Annotated in this window: 15 protein-coding genes; 11 read left to right on the forward strand and 4 right to left on the reverse strand. The window is 59.3% G+C overall.

All coding sequences use genetic code 11. The features are described 5' to 3' along the window. The first annotated feature begins 499 nt into the window (after nucleotides 1–499). The 4 genes from A3AI_RS0137455 (at nucleotide 500) to A3AI_RS0137475 (ending at nucleotide 6237) form a co-directional block, all read left to right on the forward strand. Nucleotides 500–1468, forward strand: a complete 969-nt coding sequence (locus A3AI_RS0137455; RefSeq protein WP_024520429.1) for an AraC family transcriptional regulator — start codon at nucleotides 500–502, stop codon at nucleotides 1466–1468. 1066 nt (nucleotides 1469–2534) lie between these two features. Next, on the forward strand, nucleotides 2535–3110 hold the full coding sequence (locus tag A3AI_RS0137460; protein WP_051382680.1) for a carboxymuconolactone decarboxylase family protein: 576 nt from the start codon (nucleotides 2535–2537) through the stop codon (nucleotides 3108–3110). Between the two features lie 109 nt (nucleotides 3111–3219). Next, the gene (locus tag A3AI_RS0137465) at nucleotides 3220–3771 is read left to right on the forward strand and encodes a YkgB family protein (protein ID WP_084801170.1); all 552 of its coding nucleotides are present in this window, start codon (nucleotides 3220–3222) and stop codon (nucleotides 3769–3771) included. Nucleotides 3772–5340: 1569 nt separating this feature from the next. Next, on the forward strand, nucleotides 5341–6237 hold the full coding sequence (locus A3AI_RS0137475) for an RNA polymerase factor sigma-32 (RefSeq protein ID WP_024520433.1): 897 nt from the start codon (nucleotides 5341–5343) through the stop codon (nucleotides 6235–6237). Nucleotides 6238–6462: 225 nt separating this feature from the next. On the opposite strand, the gene A3AI_RS0137480 is transcribed toward A3AI_RS0137475, so the two are convergent. Further along, complete coding sequence (locus A3AI_RS0137480) at nucleotides 6463–7365, reverse strand: LysR substrate-binding domain-containing protein (RefSeq protein ID WP_024520434.1); 903 nt, start codon at nucleotides 7363–7365, stop codon at nucleotides 6463–6465. 126 nt (nucleotides 7366–7491) lie between these two features. Here A3AI_RS0137480 and A3AI_RS0137485 point away from each other — a divergent pair, with 126 nt between their 5' ends. From A3AI_RS0137485 to A3AI_RS0137510, 6 genes are read left to right on the forward strand one after another with little or no spacing between them, the layout of a single operon-like run. Then, nucleotides 7492–8409 carry a haloalkane dehalogenase gene (locus tag A3AI_RS0137485; protein ID WP_084801171.1) on the forward strand — a complete coding sequence of 306 codons (918 nt, stop codon included), beginning with the start codon at nucleotides 7492–7494 and terminating at the stop codon, nucleotides 8407–8409. Further along, nucleotides 8406–11363, forward strand: coding sequence for an FAD-binding and (Fe-S)-binding domain-containing protein (locus A3AI_RS0137490; protein ID WP_024520436.1), 2958 nt, complete (start codon nucleotides 8406–8408; stop codon nucleotides 11361–11363). Before A3AI_RS0137485 ends, A3AI_RS0137490 begins: the two co-directional genes overlap by 4 nt. Before the next feature lie 6 nt (nucleotides 11364–11369). Next, nucleotides 11370–12320: a dihydrodipicolinate synthase family protein gene (locus A3AI_RS0137495; RefSeq protein WP_024520437.1), complete on the forward strand. Its 951-nt coding sequence runs from the start codon at nucleotides 11370–11372 to the stop codon at nucleotides 12318–12320. Between the two features lie 33 nt (nucleotides 12321–12353). Further along, complete coding sequence (locus A3AI_RS0137500) at nucleotides 12354–13595, forward strand: MFS transporter (protein ID WP_084801172.1); 1242 nt, start codon at nucleotides 12354–12356, stop codon at nucleotides 13593–13595. A gap of 13 nt (nucleotides 13596–13608) precedes the next feature. Continuing rightward, nucleotides 13609–14850, forward strand: a complete 1242-nt coding sequence (locus tag A3AI_RS0137505; protein WP_024520439.1) for an FAD binding domain-containing protein — start codon at nucleotides 13609–13611, stop codon at nucleotides 14848–14850. Between the two features lie 14 nt (nucleotides 14851–14864). Beyond that, the gene (locus A3AI_RS0137510; RefSeq protein WP_024520440.1) at nucleotides 14865–16124 is read left to right on the forward strand and encodes an LVIVD repeat-containing protein; all 1260 of its coding nucleotides are present in this window, start codon (nucleotides 14865–14867) and stop codon (nucleotides 16122–16124) included. A gap of 31 nt (nucleotides 16125–16155) precedes the next feature. Here the strand turns inward: A3AI_RS0137510 and A3AI_RS46795 are convergent, their stop codons facing one another. The 3 genes from A3AI_RS46795 to A3AI_RS0137525 all read right to left on the reverse strand — a co-directional run bounded on the left by A3AI_RS46795 (nucleotide 16156) and on the right by A3AI_RS0137525 (nucleotide 19286). Next, on the reverse strand, nucleotides 16156–16596 hold the full coding sequence (locus tag A3AI_RS46795; RefSeq protein ID WP_198030332.1) for a VirK family protein: 441 nt from the start codon (nucleotides 16594–16596) through the stop codon (nucleotides 16156–16158). 73 nt (nucleotides 16597–16669) lie between these two features. Beyond that, the gene (locus A3AI_RS0137520) at nucleotides 16670–18295 is read right to left on the reverse strand and encodes a GMC family oxidoreductase (protein WP_024520442.1); all 1626 of its coding nucleotides are present in this window, start codon (nucleotides 18293–18295) and stop codon (nucleotides 16670–16672) included. 292 nt (nucleotides 18296–18587) lie between these two features. Continuing rightward, on the reverse strand, nucleotides 18588–19286 hold the full coding sequence (locus tag A3AI_RS0137525; protein WP_024520443.1) for an alpha/beta hydrolase: 699 nt from the start codon (nucleotides 19284–19286) through the stop codon (nucleotides 18588–18590). Nucleotides 19287–19809: 523 nt separating this feature from the next. Between A3AI_RS0137525 and A3AI_RS0137530 the strand changes: the two genes are divergently transcribed. Further along, entirely contained in the window at nucleotides 19810–20505 is a 696-nt protein-coding gene (locus A3AI_RS0137530; protein ID WP_024520444.1) for a winged helix-turn-helix transcriptional regulator, read from the forward strand. The last annotated feature ends 115 nt before the right edge of the window (nucleotides 20506–20620 follow it).

Below are 20620 nucleotides of genomic sequence, written 5' to 3' on the forward strand. Positions count from 1 at the left end.
AAAGACGGGACATGGTGACACTCCTTGACAGGGTTGAGCAGTGATTGCATGGCGACTGTACGGGCGCGCTCCGAGACATTTAATTTTCGTCAGTCTCAAAGGCATGCTCAATCGTCTCAAACTGTCCTGGGCTGCATTCAGCTGATGGAGTCGAACAGGGCCCCTGCCGGGCTCACCGATTGCACCGCACATGATCTTTCCGTTTCCGTCCAACACCCGACGCCCGCGGCGCCGTTTGCGCGTTACAGGCGCGGAGGAAAGAAGAGCAGGGCAGCAGGTTCTCGCTCTTGATGTGGTCAGAGTGGAGATCGTCGACGGAGGCGGAGACGAACCGGAGCAGAGCGCGATAATCGGCGCAATGCTGGAATCAAGAACCTCGTTTTGCGCCCGACCAATTCAAGACTACGTGTTGAGTGGTGAGCGACAACGAGACTTTCAATGTGTGAACGGCTCCCGTATATGGTTGCTCATATCAGGAAAAAATCGTGCGAGGGCTTATATGGATTGGCTCAGTCGCCTATTCGAGATGATGCCGGTGCGCGGGCGGCTCGACCTGCGCTGCTCTTATGGCGCGCCGTGGCGAATCGATCAAGGGCCAGGTGAGGCGAACGAAATCCCTTATCACGCGGTGGTCGGTGGCTCGGCCGTGCTGGAAGATCCGTCCGGCGGCAAGCCACTACAGCTTAAGACCGGCGACATTCTTCTGCTATCACGGAATCCCCGCCATATCATGCACGACGGCAGCGGTGCGCGAGCGAAGCGCGCGCAGAACCACCAGCACCTCAATCTTGTGATCAGCGAGAATGCCGGAAAGGGCGAGCGGCTCGACCTGCTCTGCGGCCACTTTGCCATTGCGCCGCCGCACGATCGCCTGTTGCGCAACTATCTGCCCCCACGTCTTGTCGTGCATACCGGCGCCAGCTGCGGACAAACGGGTACTGATGCGCAACTCGCGGGACTCGTGTCGCTGATGCGCAGTGAGTCGGCGGACAATCAGCTGGGCGGTCGGGCGATGCTGAATGCGCTGTCGACCGCGATGTTCGCTCTTGTGCTGCGGCTCGCAAGCGAGTCCGAGGCCGTGCCGCGTGGGCTCCTTGCGCTCGCGGGTCATCCGCGCCTGGCGCCGGCGGTGGCCGCGCTGTTCAATGAGCCTGCGCGTGCATGGTCGCTGCCAGACCTCGCGCGTTTGTGCAACATGTCGCGGGCCACGCTCGCGCGGCAGTTCCAGGAGCGGCTCGGGCGATCTGCCAGTGATCTTCTGACCGACATTCGCATGACGCTGGCTGCGAACGAGTTGAGGAAGTCGTCCCTTTCGACTGGCGCCGTCGCCGAGGAGGTGGGGTATCAATCCGAAGCGGCGTTCCAGCGCGCTTTCAAGAGTCACACGGGCGTCACGCCGGCTCGGTGGCGCAAGATGCAAGATCCGTCGGCCCAGGATATCTTTCGGTCCGGGGAAGCAGGCATCTAGCCGCCGGCCGCGTAGATTGTCGGGAGCTACGTCCAGCACCGCCACCCTCGCGTCGAAAATGATTTTAGCGAGAAACATCTCAACCAGTTCATGTGTGGCGCCACGGTACCCGTGCATTGGTCCGTCAACTGGGGGGTGTTCTCGGGCCAGGTTTGGTTGCAAGCGTCGCTACTTGTGCCGATGTGGGCGATGGCGATGTGATCGCTGGCCGCGATGATGGACCGATCGGGCTCTGGCCAATACGCGCCGGATGTGAGTCCCGAGAAGTAGACGAAACACCAAGATTTACAATTTTTTACGGCATGCATCCGAGCCTGGCGCTCGGAAGCGGAGAAAATGAGTGGCAGTGCGGCGGTGTGCGCCTCAAATGCCGATCTCGACCGTAATTCTATACAACTGTCGGTCGGTCTCCCATTCAGAAATTCCATCATTGATCGATGTCTTGCTCAATCAGCGCTCAACGACGGTAGCAGTCACTGAGCGCAGTTCATCTCGTCTTTCTATGAGGTGCTTTCTAGGCCCGTGTCTCTCCACGATTAACATTCTCTTAGACCGTTTAACTCGCCTTCGAGGCGAAGCCGGTCCACAGTCGCGTTGCGTTGGGGCTTAGCCATTTGCTGAGAGCGTATGCGAGAGATAGGCAGACTGATTACGTTGGCGGAAGCGAGGGTAAAGCTCGGCGCGGGCGTGGCGCCCGCACAGCCGCCAGCCTGGCGCGCGTTGGTGGCCACGAAACCGCGAGGTCTGCCGTCCGCTCCGTATGTGACCAACAGAAACTCTCGAGGGAGAGTGGTGAACTCGATCGTGGAGCCTGCTTACCGAAGCATGGGCATCGGACTCCCGTGAGCATGATCAAGCTGCGCGAGGTTGGGTTCACTAGAACTATTGATACCGGGGACGCCTGCTGGAAGCCCGTGCAGCCCCTGATGGATCGCAAGGCGTCTCCGCCCGCGCGAGTCCCGATCGGTGATGGAAGACGACGCTCCGCTGCCTTTGCTGCAGTCGAGGAGCGGATGATCGCAACAACATAACTGTCGCTCTGAAATCCAAAAAGAGGAGAAGATAAATGATCAATGGCTTTGTACTTCACGATACCTCAACCGCGCCGTCTGGCTCCGTCGAGATTCTGAATGGGGTCCAAAAGGCTTGGGGCTTCGTGCCTAACCTGCACCGCGTCCTCGCTCAGAGCCCGGCAGCACTCGAAGCCTACGGTATGCTGTGGGACATCGCTGAGAGGACGTGTTTCACACCGCAGGAACGCAACATAGCCTATCTCGCAATTATCTATGAGAACGAGTGTCCCTATTGTATGGCGGGCCACACCAATCTGTCTCGCGTGGCGAAGGTCGAGCCCGAGGTCATTTCCGCCATCCGCACAGGCGGCCCGATCGGTGATGCGAGGCTTGAGGCATTGCGCCAATTCGCCGCCAAAATCACGAGAGGGCGTGGTGTCGTTAGCCAGGCCGACGTCGCCGCCTTCAAGGCGGCAGGTTACGACAATCAGGCGGTGCTAGACGTGCTCGTGCTCGCCGCGACAAAACTTATCTCGAACTACACCAACCATCTTGCCGATACGCCGAACGATGCGTTCATGAAGGGCGCCGAGTGGACACCGCCCGGAAAGCTTAAGCCCGCGGCCTGATCAGCGTCGAAGGTGGCCCCCGCCTCGCGGCGGGGGCACGATCCGAATCTGCGACCTTCCAGCGTCTTGCATGACGCGGCCTTGGCGTCCGATATAAGGAGTTACGACAATGAACGCGATCCTCAACGCCGGCATTAATCTGCTCATTGTGGTCCTGCGTCGATCCGGTTTGCTTATGGAGGACCTCGACTACCATCTGGTTCGAGCGTCGATGGTGATCATGTTTTTGTTCTTCGGATATCAAAAATGGTGGCCTTATGAGGCCGAACGGCTGGTTCCATTTATCAGCAACGGTCCGCTGATTTGGTGGTTGTATCCGGTGCTTGGCCACCAAGGTGCGAGCTGGTTTCTCGGGGTTTCCGAATGGACGTTCGGTGCCCTGCTGCTTGCAGGGTTCTGGGATAAGCGGCTCGGTGTTCTCGGTGCTGCCGGCTCGACCGCAACCTTCATCGCGACCGTCACGATCATCCCCTTCATGCCCGATGGCTGGGATCCAGGGGCCGGCTTCCCGGCAATGACCGGCAACGTGCCGTTCCTGATGAAGGACGTCGTGTTGCTTGCCGTCTCGTTCTATCTCCTGAAACAGGACGCCATTCGTGTCGCTCAGCATAACCGCGCAGAACGACGTTCAAAATCTGCGAGCCTCGCTCATTCTGCATAGGAAAGAATGATGTCGCCTCATCGCATATTCTACGGCGACGCTGCTGCTGCCAACATCGCAGCGTGGCTGAGGGCGAACACCGCGTGAGATCGCGATCAGCAATGGCCGTATGCTACACTCGCAAGGGCTCGCGAACGGAGCGAACTCCAGAAGAAGCCATCCTGCCTTGGACGGCGCCCAGTCGCAGCCCAGTATCTGCGGAAATTGAGTGGTCTAATATTAGGCGACGACGGACAGATCAGATCTGGTATGGCTCTGAGGACGCGATCGGTGCTTTCAATGCTCAGATGTCGTATCGATTTCGTAAAATGATCAGTTGCACAATCAGGTTGCTGTGCGCAGTGAAATAGAAAGCGAGCACGAGCGGATCGGGTAGGCCACGCTTGTCGAAGTTGCCATCGACGTTAGCGGAGGCGATGAAGTTGCCGTAGTGCCTCTCGAGTATCAGCGTTCGCTTTCGTCCCCCCGGGCCTGGTTCGCTGATGTGTCCAACTTTGCTTGTCGTCCTGAAGAGAAATGAAACGCCGGGCGCGACTAGCTGGTCCGCTCGTCGTTCTCGTGGGAACGCTGTCGGATGCGGGGGGGCGAACGCCATCATGCTAGCGAGCGCAGCCGGATGTGGCGGAAGACCTGCGCGGGGGATGAGGCGGACGAGCATTATTTCGAGCCTTGGCGGCATTCAGTATCTCTGCGTCGTGAATAGGATGATCCTCACAAAGTAATAGCTCATTTGGAGCTCTAACCTTGAAGGAGGTCGCCATGTGCTCAAGCTCAGTCCTGAAGCGTTTAGCCCAAATTACCGGTGTCGTTGCGGTAGGCGTTGTCCTGCTAGGCTCATTCTCGCCTGCAATGGCGTCGGATAGGAATAGCCCGGCGGTTCTGACCTCACACTTGCCGTGGCTTGCGCCGACGGGTCACCGGCAACCGAGGGCTATGGACGTTCCTCAAGAGGGCGTTTCTTCGGCATATGACCGCCGGCAAGAGCCGTTGGACGCAGAGCTGGATCGCAAGCTCATCATCTGTCGCGGCTGTTGACGAGGGCGCCGTCCACTGCGGCTCCCGGCTCCCAGCGCGCTGAAAAGTACGAGTGGACCGCAGCGGACTTCAGTCACCAAATCGCGGCATTCAAGAGAGGCGACGCGGTCGGCGCTTTTCACCGTTTTACTTCAAACAACAGGTCAAGGCGTCGGAAACCGGGCATCTTTGCTTGCGCGCTCAATGTCGGTGTCCTCGATGCCAGCGGTGGCCCTCTTTAAGTACACGCGAGACGCCAACGACCATCGTGCAGGGATAGCCGAGTAAGTATCAACTGACAGTGTGACAGGAGCGAAGCATGGCGCAGTGTTCGGGGTTTTTGATGGATCTACATATCATGGCGATTTTGCGAACCTTAACAAGGCTTAGCGAGCCAAGCTCAGTCTTGTCCGGCATAATGATGCAATGAGATAGGCCGTGAGAGAGCCGTTAAGCGCAGCCGAATGAGTGTCGAATGCGATGGCGTCCAAGGACTCTGAGCACGCCAACATCGCGAACGCTCATAAAGGACAACCCGAAATGTAGGTTTCCAACATGCAAGACCACGTTTCTGCCGTGACCTTCAATCGACCTCGCGGGGTTACCCGCGGCAAGGGGCTGGGTTATGGAGAGGAATACATTTCGAAGATTAAACGATACGGCTTGCTTGAGCAAAAGGAGGAGCAAGACCTCGCCCGGCTCTGGCAGGAGAATCGAGACAGGCAGGCAGCGGAGGCGCTCGTCACGAGCCATCTCAGACTCGCCGCCAAACTGGCGCGCCGCTATCTCCGCTACGGCTTCCCGCTGGCCGATCTTATCGCAGAGGCCAATCTCGGCCTCGTTATCGCGGCCTCGCGATTTGAGCCGAATCGCGGATCGAGATTTTCCACTTACGCGCTCTGGTGGATAAGAGCCACCATTCACGAATACATTCTCAGCTCCTGGTCCATGGTCAGGATTGGAACGACGGCGGCGCAAAGGAAGCTATTCTTTTGCCTTAGGCGCGAAATGAATAATCTCGGCACGGATACAGTCCGGGGTTCGCCAGAGATGGCTCAGGAAGTCGCTCGAAGGGTAATGGTGCGTCTTCGAGACGTCATAGAGATGGATTGCCGATTGTCGGGCGATGTATCCCTAAATGCGCTCGCGACCGATGATGGCCAGCATGCGATCGAATGGGAGGCGAGGTTTGCTGATGAGTCAGCAAACGCTGAAGCTCACGTTGCGGAGCATGATGAGATCACGCAGCGGAGAAGAGCGCTTCATGCTGCACTGGTCGATTTGCCGAAGCGTGAAAGATTGGTGTTCGAGGCTCGCCGCCTCAACGAGCCTCCGACGACGCTCGAAGAGCTCGGACGCGAACTGTGCGTTTCGGCCGAACGGGTGAGACAAATAGAGGCCAGTGCTTTTGCAAAGGTCCAACGGACCGTTCGAGGGATTCTGAGCCAATAGATGATCTTCTCGGTCGGCCTTTTGGGCTTGTGCCGAAGATCGGGCTGACCGCCGCGTTCAAGGACGGTGAAGTGACAGCCACGGGAATGCCCAGGCGAGCGCACCACCTTGAAGGCGGACTGTGTGCCAAGCAATAACACTTATTCTATATGGGAATGAGTAGCTGCGGAGCTTTCAAGCTAATATCTGAGGGGACTCACGGCGATCTCGAACCGCCGCGGGTCCTCAGGCGAGAACGTTAGCCCTCGCGTCCATAAGCCAAGACTTGAACGCGGAAATGTGCGGTAGGTCCGCTTTCAAAGGGGAAACGAAGAAGTAATAGCTCAGGCCGGTCTGCAAGGGGAGGGCGATCGCGAGCTTCAGGGAGCCAGCGCGCAGTTCGTCTTCGATCAGGCAGCTCGGAACAAGTCCGACGCCGAGGCCGGCCGTTACAGCTTGAACCAGATGCGACGTCAGCTCGAACTGAGGGCCGAGTCGCATTGCTGCATCCGGAAGGTTGTGCTTATGAAACCACTGCCGCCAGACCAATGGTCGCCCGGTGACAACGAGCAGCAGGTGGCGCGCAAGGTCGGCCGGCGTCGCGATGGGCTGGGATTCTGCGAGCGCCGGGCTGACGACCGGGAGAAGCTCTTCCTGCATCAAAAGGTGAGAGGTCAGCCCGGCCCAGTGTCCGTCTCCGACCCCGATTACCGCGTCCATTCCGGCGAGTTCGAGATTAAAATGCCCGATCCGCGAATGGATGTGGACGACTATGCCCGGATGTCTTCCGTAGAAATCCTTCAGTCGTGGCATCAGCCATTTGCCCGCGAACGTCGGGAGAGCCGCAAGATGCAGCGATCCCTGTCCGGTGCGGAACGCCATGGCTTGCAGCGAGGCGCTACGAATGCGCTGCAGGGCTCCCATGAGTTCACGCTGATACATGGCGCCAACTTCGGTGAGCACGATATGTCGGCCTTCGCGACGGAAGAGGGTGACTTCGAGAAGGGCCTCGAGCGAGGCCACCTGCCTACTTACCGCGCTTTGCGTAAGCGACAATTCGTCCGCTGCGCGCGTGAAGCTCAGATGCCGCGCGGCCGCTTCGAAGGAGACCAGCAACGACATTGAGGGGGTGAGGCGGCGTGGATGCATTCATAAAGCTCATGCTCAACCGGAAAACTTTGCGTTTGAGTCCGCAGAGAGTCAAGGCGACGCTAGGCAAAGACCGTTCGAAGCTGACGGTAAGGAAAGAGTGCTCACGATCCTAGGGAGGAGCTGATGTTTGATCGAAGCAGTGCGGTGCAGCATCGACAGATAAGTGCGTCATTCCCGTACGACATGAAGCGGTTGTCCGTACTCGATGCCGAGATGGCCTTTGTTGATATCGGGCAGGGTGATCCGATCGTGTTTCTTCACGGAAATCCGACGTCGTCATACATGTGGCGCAACGTCATTCCGTACGCGGTTCCCTTCGGACGAGTGCTGGCGCCGGATCTTATCGGGTTCGGCCGATCCGGGAAATCGCCCCGCCGCGCATATCGCTTCTTCGATCATGTCGCCTATCTCGACGCGTGGTTCGAGAAGCTGGGGTTGACCAAGAATGTCGTGCTCGTGGTTCAGGATTGGGGCGCTGCGCTTGGGTTCAATCGGACGTTTCGCTATCCCGATGGCGTTTCCGGAATCGTCTACATGGAAGCGATGGTCCGTCCCCGCCAATGGACCGATATGCCCGCAGAGCGTCAGCAGATATTCAAGCGCCTGCGTGGTCCCGAGGGAGAAGACCTCGTGCTGCGGGACAACTTCTTCGTCGATAGGATGTTGTTCGAATATGGTGTCATGCGGAGCCTGAGCGCCGAAGAGAAGGCGGTCTACGCCGCGCCGTTCGGCACGCCGGAGTCGCGATTGCCGACGCTGGTGTTGCCTCGCGACATTCCCTTCGATGGCGAGCCGGCCGACATGAGCGAGGCGGTCCAGCGCTACAGCGATTGGATGGGATCCAGCAGGCACCTGCCTAAGCTATTCATAAACGCTTCGCAGGGGCACGGAACGGCGGGAGCGGCCCGCGAGCACTGTCTGAAGTGGCCCAACCAGACGGTGGTTACCGTGGAAGCCAAGCACTACGTTCCCGAAGATCGTCCGCATGAGGTCGGGGCGGCGCTCGGCGAATTCCTGATGCGACTCCGAGGCAACGCATGAGTGGCGATCGGCGGTCGCTTCGGGAGACGCTCGCCGCGGCGCTCGGTCCGGCGGTTCGTTTCGATACCGCACACAAGGCCGTCTACGCGTCAGATGCCTCCAACTATCGGCAGGTGCCGATCGGTGTCGTGGTGCCGCGGTCGGTAGACGAATTCGTGAAGGGTGTTGCCATATGTCACGAAAACAAAGTGCCGTTGCTCGTCCGCGGCGCGGGCACGTCGATGAGTGGGCAGACCGTCAACGAGGCTGTGGTCTTCGATCTGTCGGCATCCTGCAATCGCATTCTCGAAATCGATCCGAGGTCGAAGAGCGCGCTCGTGGAGCCCGGCGTCGTCTGCGACTCGCTACGTTCAGCCGCCGAGCGTTACGGCCTGACGTTTGCACCCGATCCTTCCACACACAGCCGCTGCACCGTCGGTGGAATGATTGGCAATAATTCCTGCGGCGCGCATTCGGTAATGGCAGGCAAGACGCTGGAGAACGTCCGCGCTCTCGAGGTCATGACCTATGACGGAGAACGGTTCTGGGTAGGGCCGACGACCGAGGACGAGATCGAAGCGATCATCCTTGCCGGAGGACGCAAGGGGCAGATCTATAGCGATCTCAGGGAACTGCGGGATCGATACGCCCACCACATCAGGAAGCGCTTCCCGTCGATCAAACGGCGTGTGTCCGGCTTCAATCTCGATCAGCTTCTTCCGGAGAATGGGTTCAATCTGGCACGCGCGCTCGTCGGGACCGAAGGCACTTGCGCACTCGTCCTCAAGGCCTCCGTCGATCTCATCATCAGTCCGCCTCACCGGGTTCTGCTCGTCCTCGGCTTCGACGACATCTACGTCGCTGCGGACGCGGTCCCGGATTACGAGCGCTTCGGCCCGATCGCTATCGAAGGTCTCGACCGGATGATCATTCGGGGCCTGCAGGCGCGCAACCTCGCCCAGGCTGAGATTGACCTTTTGCCATCCGGAGATGCCTGGGTCGTCCTCGAGTTCGGGGCGGACACGGAAGGCCAGGCTAAGGCGCAGGCGGAGAGGGCGGCCGCGTACTTCCGTGGCAGGCCGAAGGGTCCGCGACCGAGCACGAAAATCGTGACGGATCGGGCCATGCAGCAACGCATCTGGTCGATACGGGAGAACGGGGCTTCAGCCACGCAGTTATCGATCGATCCAAATGTCCCGGATCCGCAGGTCGGTTGGGAGGACGCCGCCGTCGATCCGCACCGGTTGGGCGACTATCTTCGCGCCTTCGATGCGCTTGTGACCCGGTACGGATACCGCACGTCCCTGTTCGGCCATTTCGGCGACGGCTGCGTTCACGCGCGGATCACGTTCGATCTTCGCTCAAATCAAGGGGTCGGGAAGTATCGGAGATTCGTCCGCGAGGCCTCGGAACTCGTCGTTGCGTTCGGCGGGTCCCTGTCAGGCGAGCACGGCGACGGGCAAGCGAAGGGCGAATTCCTTCCGATCATGTTCGGCGATGAACTGGTCGACGCCATGCGCCAGTTCAAGCGGATATGGAATCCTGACGGCCTCCTGAATCCCGGCAAGGTCGTCGATCCATACCGGGTTGACGAGAATCTGCGCGCCGGTCCGGACTATAAAGTTGTCCCGGTCGCGACGCATATGACGTTCCGAAGCCAGGAAGGCGCCGGCTTCCAGCGTGCGGTCGAGCGCTGCGTAGGCATGGGGAAGTGCCGGGCGGCGAAGGGGGGGACCATGTGCCCGAGCTTCCGGGCCACCGGCGAAGAGCGATACTCAACGCGCGGTCGCGCCAGGCTGCTGTGGGAAATGCTGCAGGGTAACGTCGTCGCAGACGGCTGGAAGAGCAACGCGGTCAAGGAGGCGCTGGACACCTGCCTCAGTTGCAAGGGCTGCCGCAGCGACTGCCCGACGCACACCGACATGGCGTCGTACAAAGCGGAGTTCCTGTCCCACTACTACAAGCATAGATCGCGGCCGCGTCAGGCATGGTTCATGGGCCGCATCGGCGATTGGGCATCGCTCGCGGCAAGGATGCCGCGTCTCGTAAACTTCATGACGACGGCGCCGCTATTTTCGTCCGTCTCGAAATGGCTGGCCGGCGTCGCGCCCGAACGACATCTTCCGAAATTCGCCAAGACCGGCTTTCGCCACTCGTTCGTGGCGAATCCATCGGCCGGGGGCCGCGGAAAAGCGCCGGTCATCCTGTGGCTCGACACGTTCTGCGACAACTTCCAGCCGGAAGTGGCTGAAGCCGCCGTCGCGGTTCTTCGGGACGCCGGCTTCGAGCCGATCCTTCCGAAGCGCCGGCTTTGCTGCGGGCGTCCGTTATACGATTTCGGGTATCTGGAGCTCGCGAAGGCCAGGCTGCGAGAGGTCGTCGACGTCCTCGCCCCGATGCTGAAATTGGACGGGGAGGGTCCTGTCGGCATCGTGGGGCTGGAGCCAGGCTGCTTATCGGTGTTCAAGGATGAGCTGAATAAGCTCTTTCCGGACGATCCCCTAGCCCAGCGGATATCGCGCAGCGTCCTTCTCTTGGGGGACTTTCTCCTTGCGCACAACTACGATCCGCCGTCGCTGGACGTCGATGTGCTCGTTCACACGCATTGCCACCAGAAATCGCTGTTCGGCAATCGAGGCGACGCCGCGATGCTCGAAAGAGCCGGTGCGCGTACGATTTGGCTCGACAGCGGCTGCTGCGGAATGGCCGGCTCCTTCGGGTTCAATCCAAACCATGTCGAGCTCTCGCGTGACGTCGCCGAATTGGTTCTCGCGCCCGAGGTTCGCAAGCAGCCCGCCGGGACGGTGATCCTCACGAACGGCTTCAGCTGTCGAGAACAGGTCAAGCACGTCACCGGGCGAACAGCCATGCACTTGGCTCAGGTTCTGGCCTTGGGGCTTCCGCGGAGAGATGCGGTCGCACGTCTGCGGCAAGGCAAGAGCGCCGAGCCGCGTAATATCGAAAATGTCGTCTGAACGAAGATGAAAGAGGAATACGTGTCGAGGCGATGGAACAGGATAAGTGGCGCTCTGGCGCCTGTGCTCACTCCGTTCGATGGGAATCGAGAGCCTGACTTTCCGGCGTTTCTCGCTCATTGCCGATGGCTTCTCGACAACGGCGCCGGGTTGGCGATCTTTGGCACCAACTCGGAGGCTGCTTCGCTCAGCGTCGACGAGCGGATCCGTCTGACCGATCAGCTGCTGGACGCCGGGATTCCCGCCGACAAGCTAATGCCCGGGACGGGCGCCTGCTCCGTCAAGGACGCGGTCCGTCTCACGAGGCACGCGGTGCAAAATGGCGCTGCAGGGGTCCTTATGCTGCCGCCCTTCTACTTCAAGAACGTCTCCGAGGAGGGTGTCTTCTCGTACTTCGCCCAATCGATCGACGACATCGCAGAGCCTAACCTTGCGATCTATTTGTACCACATTCCGCAGCTGACCCAGGTGCCGATCACGCTGGCGCTGATCGAGCGGCTTCTCAAGCGGTATCCGCGCGTGATAGCGGGGGCGAAAGACTCCTCCGGAGACTGGGCCAATTCGAAGGCGATGATCGAGAATTTTGCCGCGGATGGGTTCGATGTCTTTCCCGCGAGCGAAGTCTTCCTGTCGGAGGCGATGTCGATCGGGGGCGCCGGCTGCATCAGCGCTACGGTGAACGTCAACCCGGCCGCAATCAGCGGCCTCTTCCGCGCACTCAGCCATGGTCGGCCGAGCCACGAAACGCAGCCGCTGCAGGCTCAGGTTGATGAAGTACGGCGGACCTTCCAATCATTCGAACTGATCCCGGCAATGAAAAGCGCCTTGGCGCATTTCAGTGGCCGTCAAGCCTGGAAGATCGTGCGGCCGCCACTTGTGCCGCTGAGCCAGTCGGCCCAAGCCGACCTTCTGAAGCGACTAGCCTCGCTGAAATTCGAGGTGCCTGTCGAAGAATAAGAACAGGAAGCATAAAAATCTGGAGGAAACGAAATGATGATTACGGACGACGCCATATCTCCGTCGATGATGGAATCCGACGTGAGACCATCCAGTATGCGCAAGGCGGTTGGCCTGGTTCTACTGCTGGGCGTTTCATACATGTTCAACGCGATGGATCGGCAGGTCTTTCCGGCGTTGCTGGGAAGCATTCGCACGGACTACGGTCTCACGCTTCCGGAAGCGGGATTTGTGAGCACCGTCTTCACCGTCAACGTGGCGATCTTCGCGGCGCTCAGTGGCTGGTTCATGGCCAAGTTCGGACGCCGATACGTTCTGCTGGGAGGTCTCGTCTGCTATTCGCTGTTTACTCTGCTGACGCCGTTCGCCACCGGTTTCGTGAGCTTGACCGTCTTGCGTGCCCTTACCGGGGTCGGCGAAGCGCTTCAAGTAGGCGCCGTCTTCGCTTGCATGGGTGCCTACTTCGGCGCGCGGCGTGGCGCCGCCATGGGCGCGATGCAGACATTCTTCGGTTTGGGCGCTTTCCTGGGACCGGTTCTCGGCACACGGCTCGAAAGCTGGACAAATTCCTGGTCAGCCTCGTTCTACGTGTACGGGATGGTGGGCATTTTCGTAGCCGTCGTCGCCGCGATCGTCATTCCCCTCGAATTCACCGACGCTGGCCAGAAGCCGTCGGCTGTCAGGGAAATTAACGAGGCGACCGGGTCAATCTGGACGCGCAATTTGATACTGAGCTCGGTATCATTCGGGCTCGTTGGCTTCTCGTTCTTTTCGTACTCGGCGCTCTATGCGACCTACGCCCACACCGCCCTTGGCTTCTCGGTCGTCGATGCCGGCGCCGCGCTTGGGATGTATGGCATCGGAGCAATGCTCGGTGTCGTCGGCGGCTGGCTAGGCGACAAGATGAGCAATAGGAGCATCGTTGGCGGATTGCTACTGATGGCGAGCGCCGGCTATGTCCTGTTCGACGGCATCCCGCAGTTCAGGCTTCACCTTCTTTTGTCGTTGATCTTCGGTCTGACAATGAGTGGCTTCCTGTTCACGCGGTTTATGTCGGTTGTGCAGCGGAGCGTGGATCCGAGCCAGATCGGATACGCGGGAGCCGTAGCTCTGGCCGCATTCTACATTCCGGGACCGTTCGCCGGCTGGCTCTTCGGCAAACTCGTGGAAAGCGCCGGATGGTCGACCTCTTCGCTTCTGGTGGTGGTGGGACCGCCTCTGCTTGGGGTCATCCTGATGAGCCTGTACGATTTCTCCAAGATGCGGAAAGACTGAGAGGAGCTTTGCCATGACGAGGACAAATGATTCTTTATCTCCGCGCCGCGCGATCGTGATCGGCGGCTCCATGTCGGGTCTTTTCGCGGCATCGCTCCTGCGCAAGGCCGGCTGGCAGACCGACGTCTACGAGCGTAGCGACGTCGAGCTCAGGGGGCGCGGCGCAGGGATCGTGACCCATCCCGATCTTATACAGTCGCTCGAGCGGAGCGGAGCGGAGCTCGACGACCTCGGCGTTACCGTTCATGAGCGCGTCGCCCTCGATTCCGACGGCAATGTGATCGAACGGTTGCCCTACGAGCAGATCGTTACCTCGTGGGACCGGCTGCATCAGATCATGCGGGCCACGATCCCGCGGGGCACGCATCATCTCGGCTACAGCCTGAAAGCCATCGAGCAGGACCCCGAATCGGTGACGGCGATATTCGAGAATGGCGAACGCGTGACCGGCGACCTTCTCGTCGGCGCCGACGGCTTCCGTTCGGTCGTGCGCAATATGTTCGCTCCGGAGATTCAGCCGATCTATGCGGGCTATGTGGTCTGGCGCGGTCTCGCCGACGAGGGATTGATTTCAAGGGAAGCGCACGAGGCGGTTTTCGAGAAGTTTGCGTTCTTTCTCCCACCCCAGAATAAGAACATAGGCTATCCGATCGCAGGACCGAACAACGACCTCCGTCCTGGTCATCGGCGGTGGAATTGGGTCTGGTATCGGGCCGTGGCCCGAGCCGAATTGGACGACATGCTGGTGGACGAGCAGGGCGTGCATCATGCCGTCTCCATCCCGCCGCCGAAGGTCCGTAGCGATGTCATCGCGCGTCTCAGGAAAGACGCCCGAGATTTCCTACCGCCGCCGATGTTGGAAATCCTCTCGCGCGTCAGCAAACCGTTCTTCACGCCCATTTACGACCTTCTCGTCGATCGCATGGCCTACGGCCGCGTCGTGCTGATCGGTGACGCTGCGGCGGTAGCGCGGCCGCACGTCGGCATGGGCATCGCCAAGGCGGGCACCGATGCTGAAGTCCTCGCGGACTCGATCGCGAGCGCACCGGACCTTCTCGCGGGCCTCGCGCGGTTTGAGCGCGAGCGCCTGCCGATCGCCGGCAAGGCCGTCGCGCAGGGGAGGTGTCTGGGAGAGTATATGCTGGATCACGCCTCGCCAGGAACCCGGGCCGATGATGCGCATTGGCGCGAATTCCACAGCATCCCCGGCATCCTCAAGCATACGGCGTCGTCCGCATTTTTGCGTTCAGCCTAGGAGCTTCGGTACTCATGAGAACTCAAGATCTTCCGGTTCCCGAATTGGCGCATAACATCCGGCTCATCGGGCACAGCGATCTAAGCGGCCGTCCGGACGGCGTCCAGCTCATGGTGCACCGTGGCTTCGCGTATATCGGCCACATGTTCTCGAAGGGATTCAGCGTCGTAGATGTGAGGGATCCCGTGCGGCCAAGGGCGGTGCAGTATGTTGCTGCCGCTCCCAACACCTGGAACATTCATCTTCAGACGCAGGACGATCTGCTCCTCGTCATCAATGCCAAGGATATGTTTGCCGCTCCCGAGTTTCAGGACGAGAAGGCGTATTACAAGGGGGAACTCGGGCGGAAGGTTGGTACTGCCGACGTGGGAAAGCGGGCGCGCGATTGGCGGGCAGGACTTTCCGTCTACGACATCTCGCGGGGTGAGGCGCCTCGGGAGATCGGGTTCATGCCGATCGAAGGCGGCGGCATCCACAGGCTATGGTACACTGGTGGGCGCTGGGCCTATGCGTCAGCGCTAATCGACGGCTTTACCGATTATATCTTCATAACGATTGATATGAACGATCCCACCCGGCCGAAGGAGGTGGGACGCTATTGGCTGCCCGGCATGAATGCCGCTGCGGGCGAGGCCGCCGTTACCGATCCCTCGCGAAGGCAGGGACTGCATCATCCAATTGTTCATCGCGACACGGCCTATCTCGCCTGGCGCGACGCCGGAATGGTGATCCTAGACGTAAAGGACCGCGCCGAGCCCAAGCTAATCGCTCACAGGAATTGGTCGCCGCCGTTTGGCGGCGGTACGCATAACTGCTTGCCTTTGCCCGACCGAGATCTGCTCGTCGTGCTCGATGAGGCCGTGCTCGATCACCAGGAGGATGGCGAGAAGCTGATATGGCTGTTCGACATCCGCGAGCCGTCCAACCCGGTAAGTATTTCGACCTTCAAGTCGCCTTCAGACATCGACTACAAGGCCAAGCCGGGACATTTCGGCCCGCATAATCTGCATGAAAATCGACCAGGCAGTTTCGTTAGTTCCGAGCTCATCTTCGCAACTTATCAGAATGCGGGGGTACGGGTCTTCGATATCCGCGACCGGTATGCGCCTCGCGAAGTCGGTGCGTTGGTCCCTCCCGCGCCGGCCGGATTGGTCGATACCCGTCCCGGTCGGCCGAAGGTCATACAATCGGCGGATGTCTTCGTTGATGCGTCGGGTGTGATTTATAGTACTGACTACAATGGCGGACTATACGTGATGGAATTCCATCGATAAGTCCGCAGGACGACCGGGCGCGTTTCCGTCGTCACCAGTTGAAGGTAGCTCCCTTGCCAATCTTGCAATCAAAAGCGGTATCCTGAAGAATCGCAAAAGTCGAAGCATTGAGAATGACCGTGCGGGCATCCATCTTTCCGTCTGTGTGCACACGGAAGGACAAGAACTCTGTAACCGGCGACTTGTCGGATCTCAGCGTAAAATGCGTTGTCGCAAAGGCGATGGTCTCGTCCGCTTGGATCATGTAGCCGTCGAAACGCATGCTCCCCTTGACGGGCGGACCCGAGTTGTTGGTGCCGTGGAGCTGACACCCGGAGAAGTCGATCAGCATATGAACATCCCTGCCATCACGCACTGCTCTATTTAGAGCGGTGTAGTCAGGGTTGCTTTCAACAGCGTCCGCATGGCGATTGTTCAAAAGGCTCGACACAATCGTAAGGATCGCGATGGTGGCATGTGCGTAGTTCGACACAACATTGCTCCGATGATGGAAGATATTCGACTGCCGGCTGAGCTCATGGGGATAATAGGCACTTCTGAGCCCTCTATAGCCCATGGCTCTTACGGATCATCGCGGCCGCTCGTTCGCCGATAACCACGCAAGGCGCCATCGTATTTCCGGTCGTGACGTTGGGCATGATCGAACCATCGGCGATCCGCAGGCCTTCGATGCCGTTAACCTTGAGCGACCCGTCTACAACAGACATCTCTCCCCGTCCCATCCTGGCCGTGCCCGCATAATGATGGAATGAGACGGCCGAGTCGCGCACGAAGCTTTCCAGTTCGTCGTCCGTGCATTCGCCGGGCATGACTTCCTGCGTAGTGAACTCTCGGAATGCATCGGAATTTCCAAGCTCTCGACATAGCTGCACGGCGCGCGTCGCCGCCCTGATGTCGGCTGGTTCGCTGAGAATGTTCGCATCGATATCCACCGGATCGCTCGGTTCGGGACCGGTGAGATGAATTCGGCCACGGCTCATGGGGCGGACAAGTCCTGGTGCTATCGACCAGTAGGAGCGAGTGGTATCGAGGCGGCTCGTGGCAGGGCCTGGAAACAAGTTGTCAACGACCAGGCATTGTAGATCGGGGGTGATAAGTGTCCTATCGCTCTTCCAAAAGAAAACCCCCGCGGTCGGATTGCGTCCCTCGCGTCGGCTCTCGGAAACACCTTCCCATACGCAGGCTCGAATCAGGAAATGGTCCTGAAGATTGCGCCCGACACCGGGAAGATGCTGGACGACATCGATACCAAATTTGCACAGCTCGTCAGCATCACCGACACCAGACTGCATTAAGATCTTGGGGGTGTGGATTGCGCCCAGCGACAGGATCAACTCATGGCCAGCTTCAAACGTTCGCAAGCCCCCTTCGTAGGCAACCTCTACGCCTACGGCCCGCGCGCGCTTCACAACGATTCGTGTCACTAACGTATGGGTAAGGACGGTAAGGTTCGGTCGGATCATATATGGATAAGTGTAGTTACGAAAGATCGACAGTCGTTTCCCGTTCTTGATTAGGTACTCACCGAGCGCTGCGCCGCCGCTCGCTTCCATCATCTGCCCGTTCTGATTGGCAAAACAAGGAATGCCGAGCGCTTGTGCGCCGTCAAACAGCGCGGCGCTAAGCCGGCTGGGAGCTAAAGGATAGATGCCCAGCAGGCCACCGGAGCCACGCCATTTGGGATCGGGGCTGCCCTGCCAGTCCTCGATGTCACGAAAGATGTCGAGTACATTCTGGTACGACCAGCCATCATCACTGGCTTCCTCAGCAAAATTATCCCAGTCGTTTTTATGCCCCCTAGCCCATGCCATTGCATTGATGCTCGAGCTGCCTCCCAGCACCTTGCCCATCGTCCACGGCATCGATCGGCCATTCAGGTGGGGGTTGGGCCTGGTCTGAAAGGCCCAATCCTGCTCGGTGCGTCCGTTCTCCCGCCAGCGAGAAGCCTCCTGGATTCGTGGCAAGGCATCCGTCCCGCCCGCCTCCAGCAGCAGCACGCTCACAGTCGGATCTTCGGCAAGACGTCGCGCGACGACCGAGCCAGATGATCCGGATCCGCAAACGATAAAGTCGTACGCTGGCTTGAGCGCCTCTCTTAGGGCCGTTTGATTGGCCTCGACACGCGCAGCGAATTGCTCCGCGATCAAGTGCTCGTCCTGGTTTTCGTGCATGAAGTTACCCTCCTCGCGTTGAACACGCCTGCCCGCGAACTCGCGGAGACGAACGACGGATAGTCTCAGCCTTCAGAGTAAGTACCGAACCAATGCTACTCGCACGAGGCCTACTGTATTACGCTGGAAACATCCACGTAGGAGGTGGGGTCAGCACATTTGCTCACTGCTGCCCCTTTTCCCGGATCGCTACGGCTCTTGTTGCGATGATCATCGAAACAATCGCGCTTCGGAATCTTCTTCGGCTGGTAACTGGCAGAAAGGTCAGCCCGTTCGATTGCGATACGGCTCGCTAACTTCGCTCTAGCAGCAAGGTCGTCAGCTCAGTTGGCATGTCCAGCATGATGTCATGCCCGCAGGGAAATTCGGCCTTCCACCAGCCGCGCGCTTCGGCCGCTGAGTAAAACTGCGCGAACGGACCGTCGAAGCCACGCGCCAGCACGTATCCTATAGATGGAATTTTGTCGCAGGCCCCGCTGATCCGTGCCGACGCTTCAAATGTGGACAAGGGATGCATCGTGCACTGTCGATCCACCCAGTCCGCATCCGCTGCGTTGACGGCAAAAGACCATGAAGGGGGCGCTGGAACCTTCCAGCCATCGCCATCGGCGGCAGCCTGCTTCCGGACGCTCTCGCCGTTGTCGGGAACGTAATCAAGAAGAGACTTGCCATTGTCAGGCACGAAGGCGTCGAGATAGACAAGTGAGCGAATTCGGTCCGCCATCTGGTCGGCGACATGGCGCGCGATGACACCGCCGTACGAGTGTCCGACCAAGACAACCTCGCGGAGGTCTTCCCAAATCATGAGGTTGGTGACGTCTGCGATGTGAGTGTCGAGGTTGATCTGGGGACTGAGGAGATGTGAGCGCTCCCCGAGACCGGTCAGCGTTGGAGTGAACACCCGGTGCATTTTGGACGTCAGCAGGGGACGAACGCGAGCCCAACACCAACTACCATGCCATGCTCCGTGGACTAGGACGTAATCTGTCATTGCGATGAACTCCGTGCAATGTCTGCGCCGTAATGTGAGACGACCTGAGGATAAAGCTGCTGAGTTAGCAGCGTGGCGCCAACATTGACGGGACGCGTTTCGATGCCAAGTCCGTTTTTCGTACTTGCATTCAACGCGAGCCAGCGGACTCGCAGGTCGGCTGAGGCATGCGATCTTGGCGTCTCTGCCTCACGCCAGCCGCGACCTGATCGCGAATGTAGATGTGGCCGTTGAAAAGAGCCTGAGTTGAAGCGTTCGCGTCGAAGCCTCCGGCCTTTATCTCCGCTAAGTCCTATCGTTTGGGGGGACTTCGATGCAAATGGTGCGGCGCGCACGATCTGCATCCGATCGAGCGCACAACCAGGTGATAGCGTTGCTCATCGGTAGTGGTGCAACCGTTCGGTGGGCGGCTTTCTATATTCAGGCCAATTGACAGACCTGAAAATGAGAAGTCGGATTTTCAGAGCGATGAGGGCTACATATGATACTGGCAATTGTGGTGCGGCATAGCTAGATCGCCGGAATGTCGGATGGCTATGGTCAATTCTGTCCGGTCGCAAAGGCGTCCGAGATTTTTGCTACGCGCTGGACGCCGCTGATATTGCGCGAGTTGATGTCCGGCGCGCATTCTTTCAATGACATTCAACGCGGACTGCCATTAATTTCGCGCGCCGTTCTTGTCTCGCGGCTGCGTGAGCTGGAGAAGCAGGACATTATTGAGCGTCGCTCGCGCCCGGGAGGCGGTCAGGAATATCATCTGACACCGGCTGGCGAGGGGTTCCGTTGCGTGGTGAACGCACTCGGTCAGTGGGGCTTGATCCACTCTTGGGACCGGATCGAGCCGTCGGATCTCGATCCGACTTTGCTGATGTGGGGATTGCGCAAACGCGTCGATCTGGCCGCGCTACCGACACGTCGGATCGTGCTCCGTTTCGAATTCTCCGGCGTACCGTCGAGTCGGACAAAATTCCGGGTCATGTGGTTGGTGCTCGAAACGTCTGGTGCTGACGTATGCGTTAAGGATCCGGGGTTTTCGGTTGATCTCCGGCTTCAAGGCGACATCAGAGACTGGGTCTCTGTGTATCTCGGCCATGCAAGATGGCGTGACCTGGCAGGCGGTGCGCTGCAACTTACCGGCGATCGGATCTGCATCCAAGGTGTCGCCAGCTGGCTTCGTCTTACGACAACCTCCGGCGAGCGCTGCGACGCAGGATCGTAGAGCTGCAAGCCATATAGTAATAATAATCGGTTGCATCACGAGATACTCTTCCGCTCTCCGACGAGCGAGAGCCGATTAGCAACTCCAAGGCGCAAATTTTCGAGCGTTCCGCCTA

Source organism: Bradyrhizobium sp. Tv2a-2, assembly GCF_000472425.1.
In the GTDB taxonomy this organism is placed as follows: domain Bacteria; phylum Pseudomonadota; class Alphaproteobacteria; order Rhizobiales; family Xanthobacteraceae; genus Bradyrhizobium.

Excerpts from the sequence above, each read along its gene's own strand:
- A3AI_RS0137455 (WP_024520429.1), top strand. The coding sequence starts at position 500 with ATGGATTGGCTCAGTCGCCTATTCGAGATGATGCCGGTGCGCGGGCGG.
- A3AI_RS0137460 (WP_051382680.1), top strand. The coding sequence starts at position 2,535 with ATGATCAATGGCTTTGTACTTCACGATACCTCAACCGCGCCGTCTGGC.
- A3AI_RS0137465 (WP_084801170.1), top strand. The coding sequence starts at position 3,220 with ATGAACGCGATCCTCAACGCCGGCATTAATCTGCTCATTGTGGTCCTG.
- A3AI_RS0137475 (WP_024520433.1), top strand. The coding sequence starts at position 5,341 with ATGCAAGACCACGTTTCTGCCGTGACCTTCAATCGACCTCGCGGGGTT.
- A3AI_RS0137480 (WP_024520434.1), bottom strand. The coding sequence starts at position 7,365 with ATGCATCCACGCCGCCTCACCCCCTCAATGTCGTTGCTGGTCTCCTTC.
- A3AI_RS0137485 (WP_084801171.1), top strand. The coding sequence starts at position 7,492 with ATGTTTGATCGAAGCAGTGCGGTGCAGCATCGACAGATAAGTGCGTCA.
- A3AI_RS0137490 (WP_024520436.1), top strand. The coding sequence starts at position 8,406 with ATGAGTGGCGATCGGCGGTCGCTTCGGGAGACGCTCGCCGCGGCGCTC.
- A3AI_RS0137495 (WP_024520437.1), top strand. The coding sequence starts at position 11,370 with ATGAAAGAGGAATACGTGTCGAGGCGATGGAACAGGATAAGTGGCGCT.
- A3AI_RS0137500 (WP_084801172.1), top strand. The coding sequence starts at position 12,354 with ATGATGATTACGGACGACGCCATATCTCCGTCGATGATGGAATCCGAC.
- A3AI_RS0137505 (WP_024520439.1), top strand. The coding sequence starts at position 13,609 with ATGACGAGGACAAATGATTCTTTATCTCCGCGCCGCGCGATCGTGATC.
- A3AI_RS0137510 (WP_024520440.1), top strand. The coding sequence starts at position 14,865 with ATGAGAACTCAAGATCTTCCGGTTCCCGAATTGGCGCATAACATCCGG.
- A3AI_RS0137520 (WP_024520442.1), bottom strand. The coding sequence starts at position 18,295 with ATGCACGAAAACCAGGACGAGCACTTGATCGCGGAGCAATTCGCTGCG.
- A3AI_RS0137525 (WP_024520443.1), bottom strand. The coding sequence starts at position 19,286 with ATGACAGATTACGTCCTAGTCCACGGAGCATGGCATGGTAGTTGGTGT.
- A3AI_RS0137530 (WP_024520444.1), top strand. The coding sequence starts at position 19,810 with ATGTCGGATGGCTATGGTCAATTCTGTCCGGTCGCAAAGGCGTCCGAG.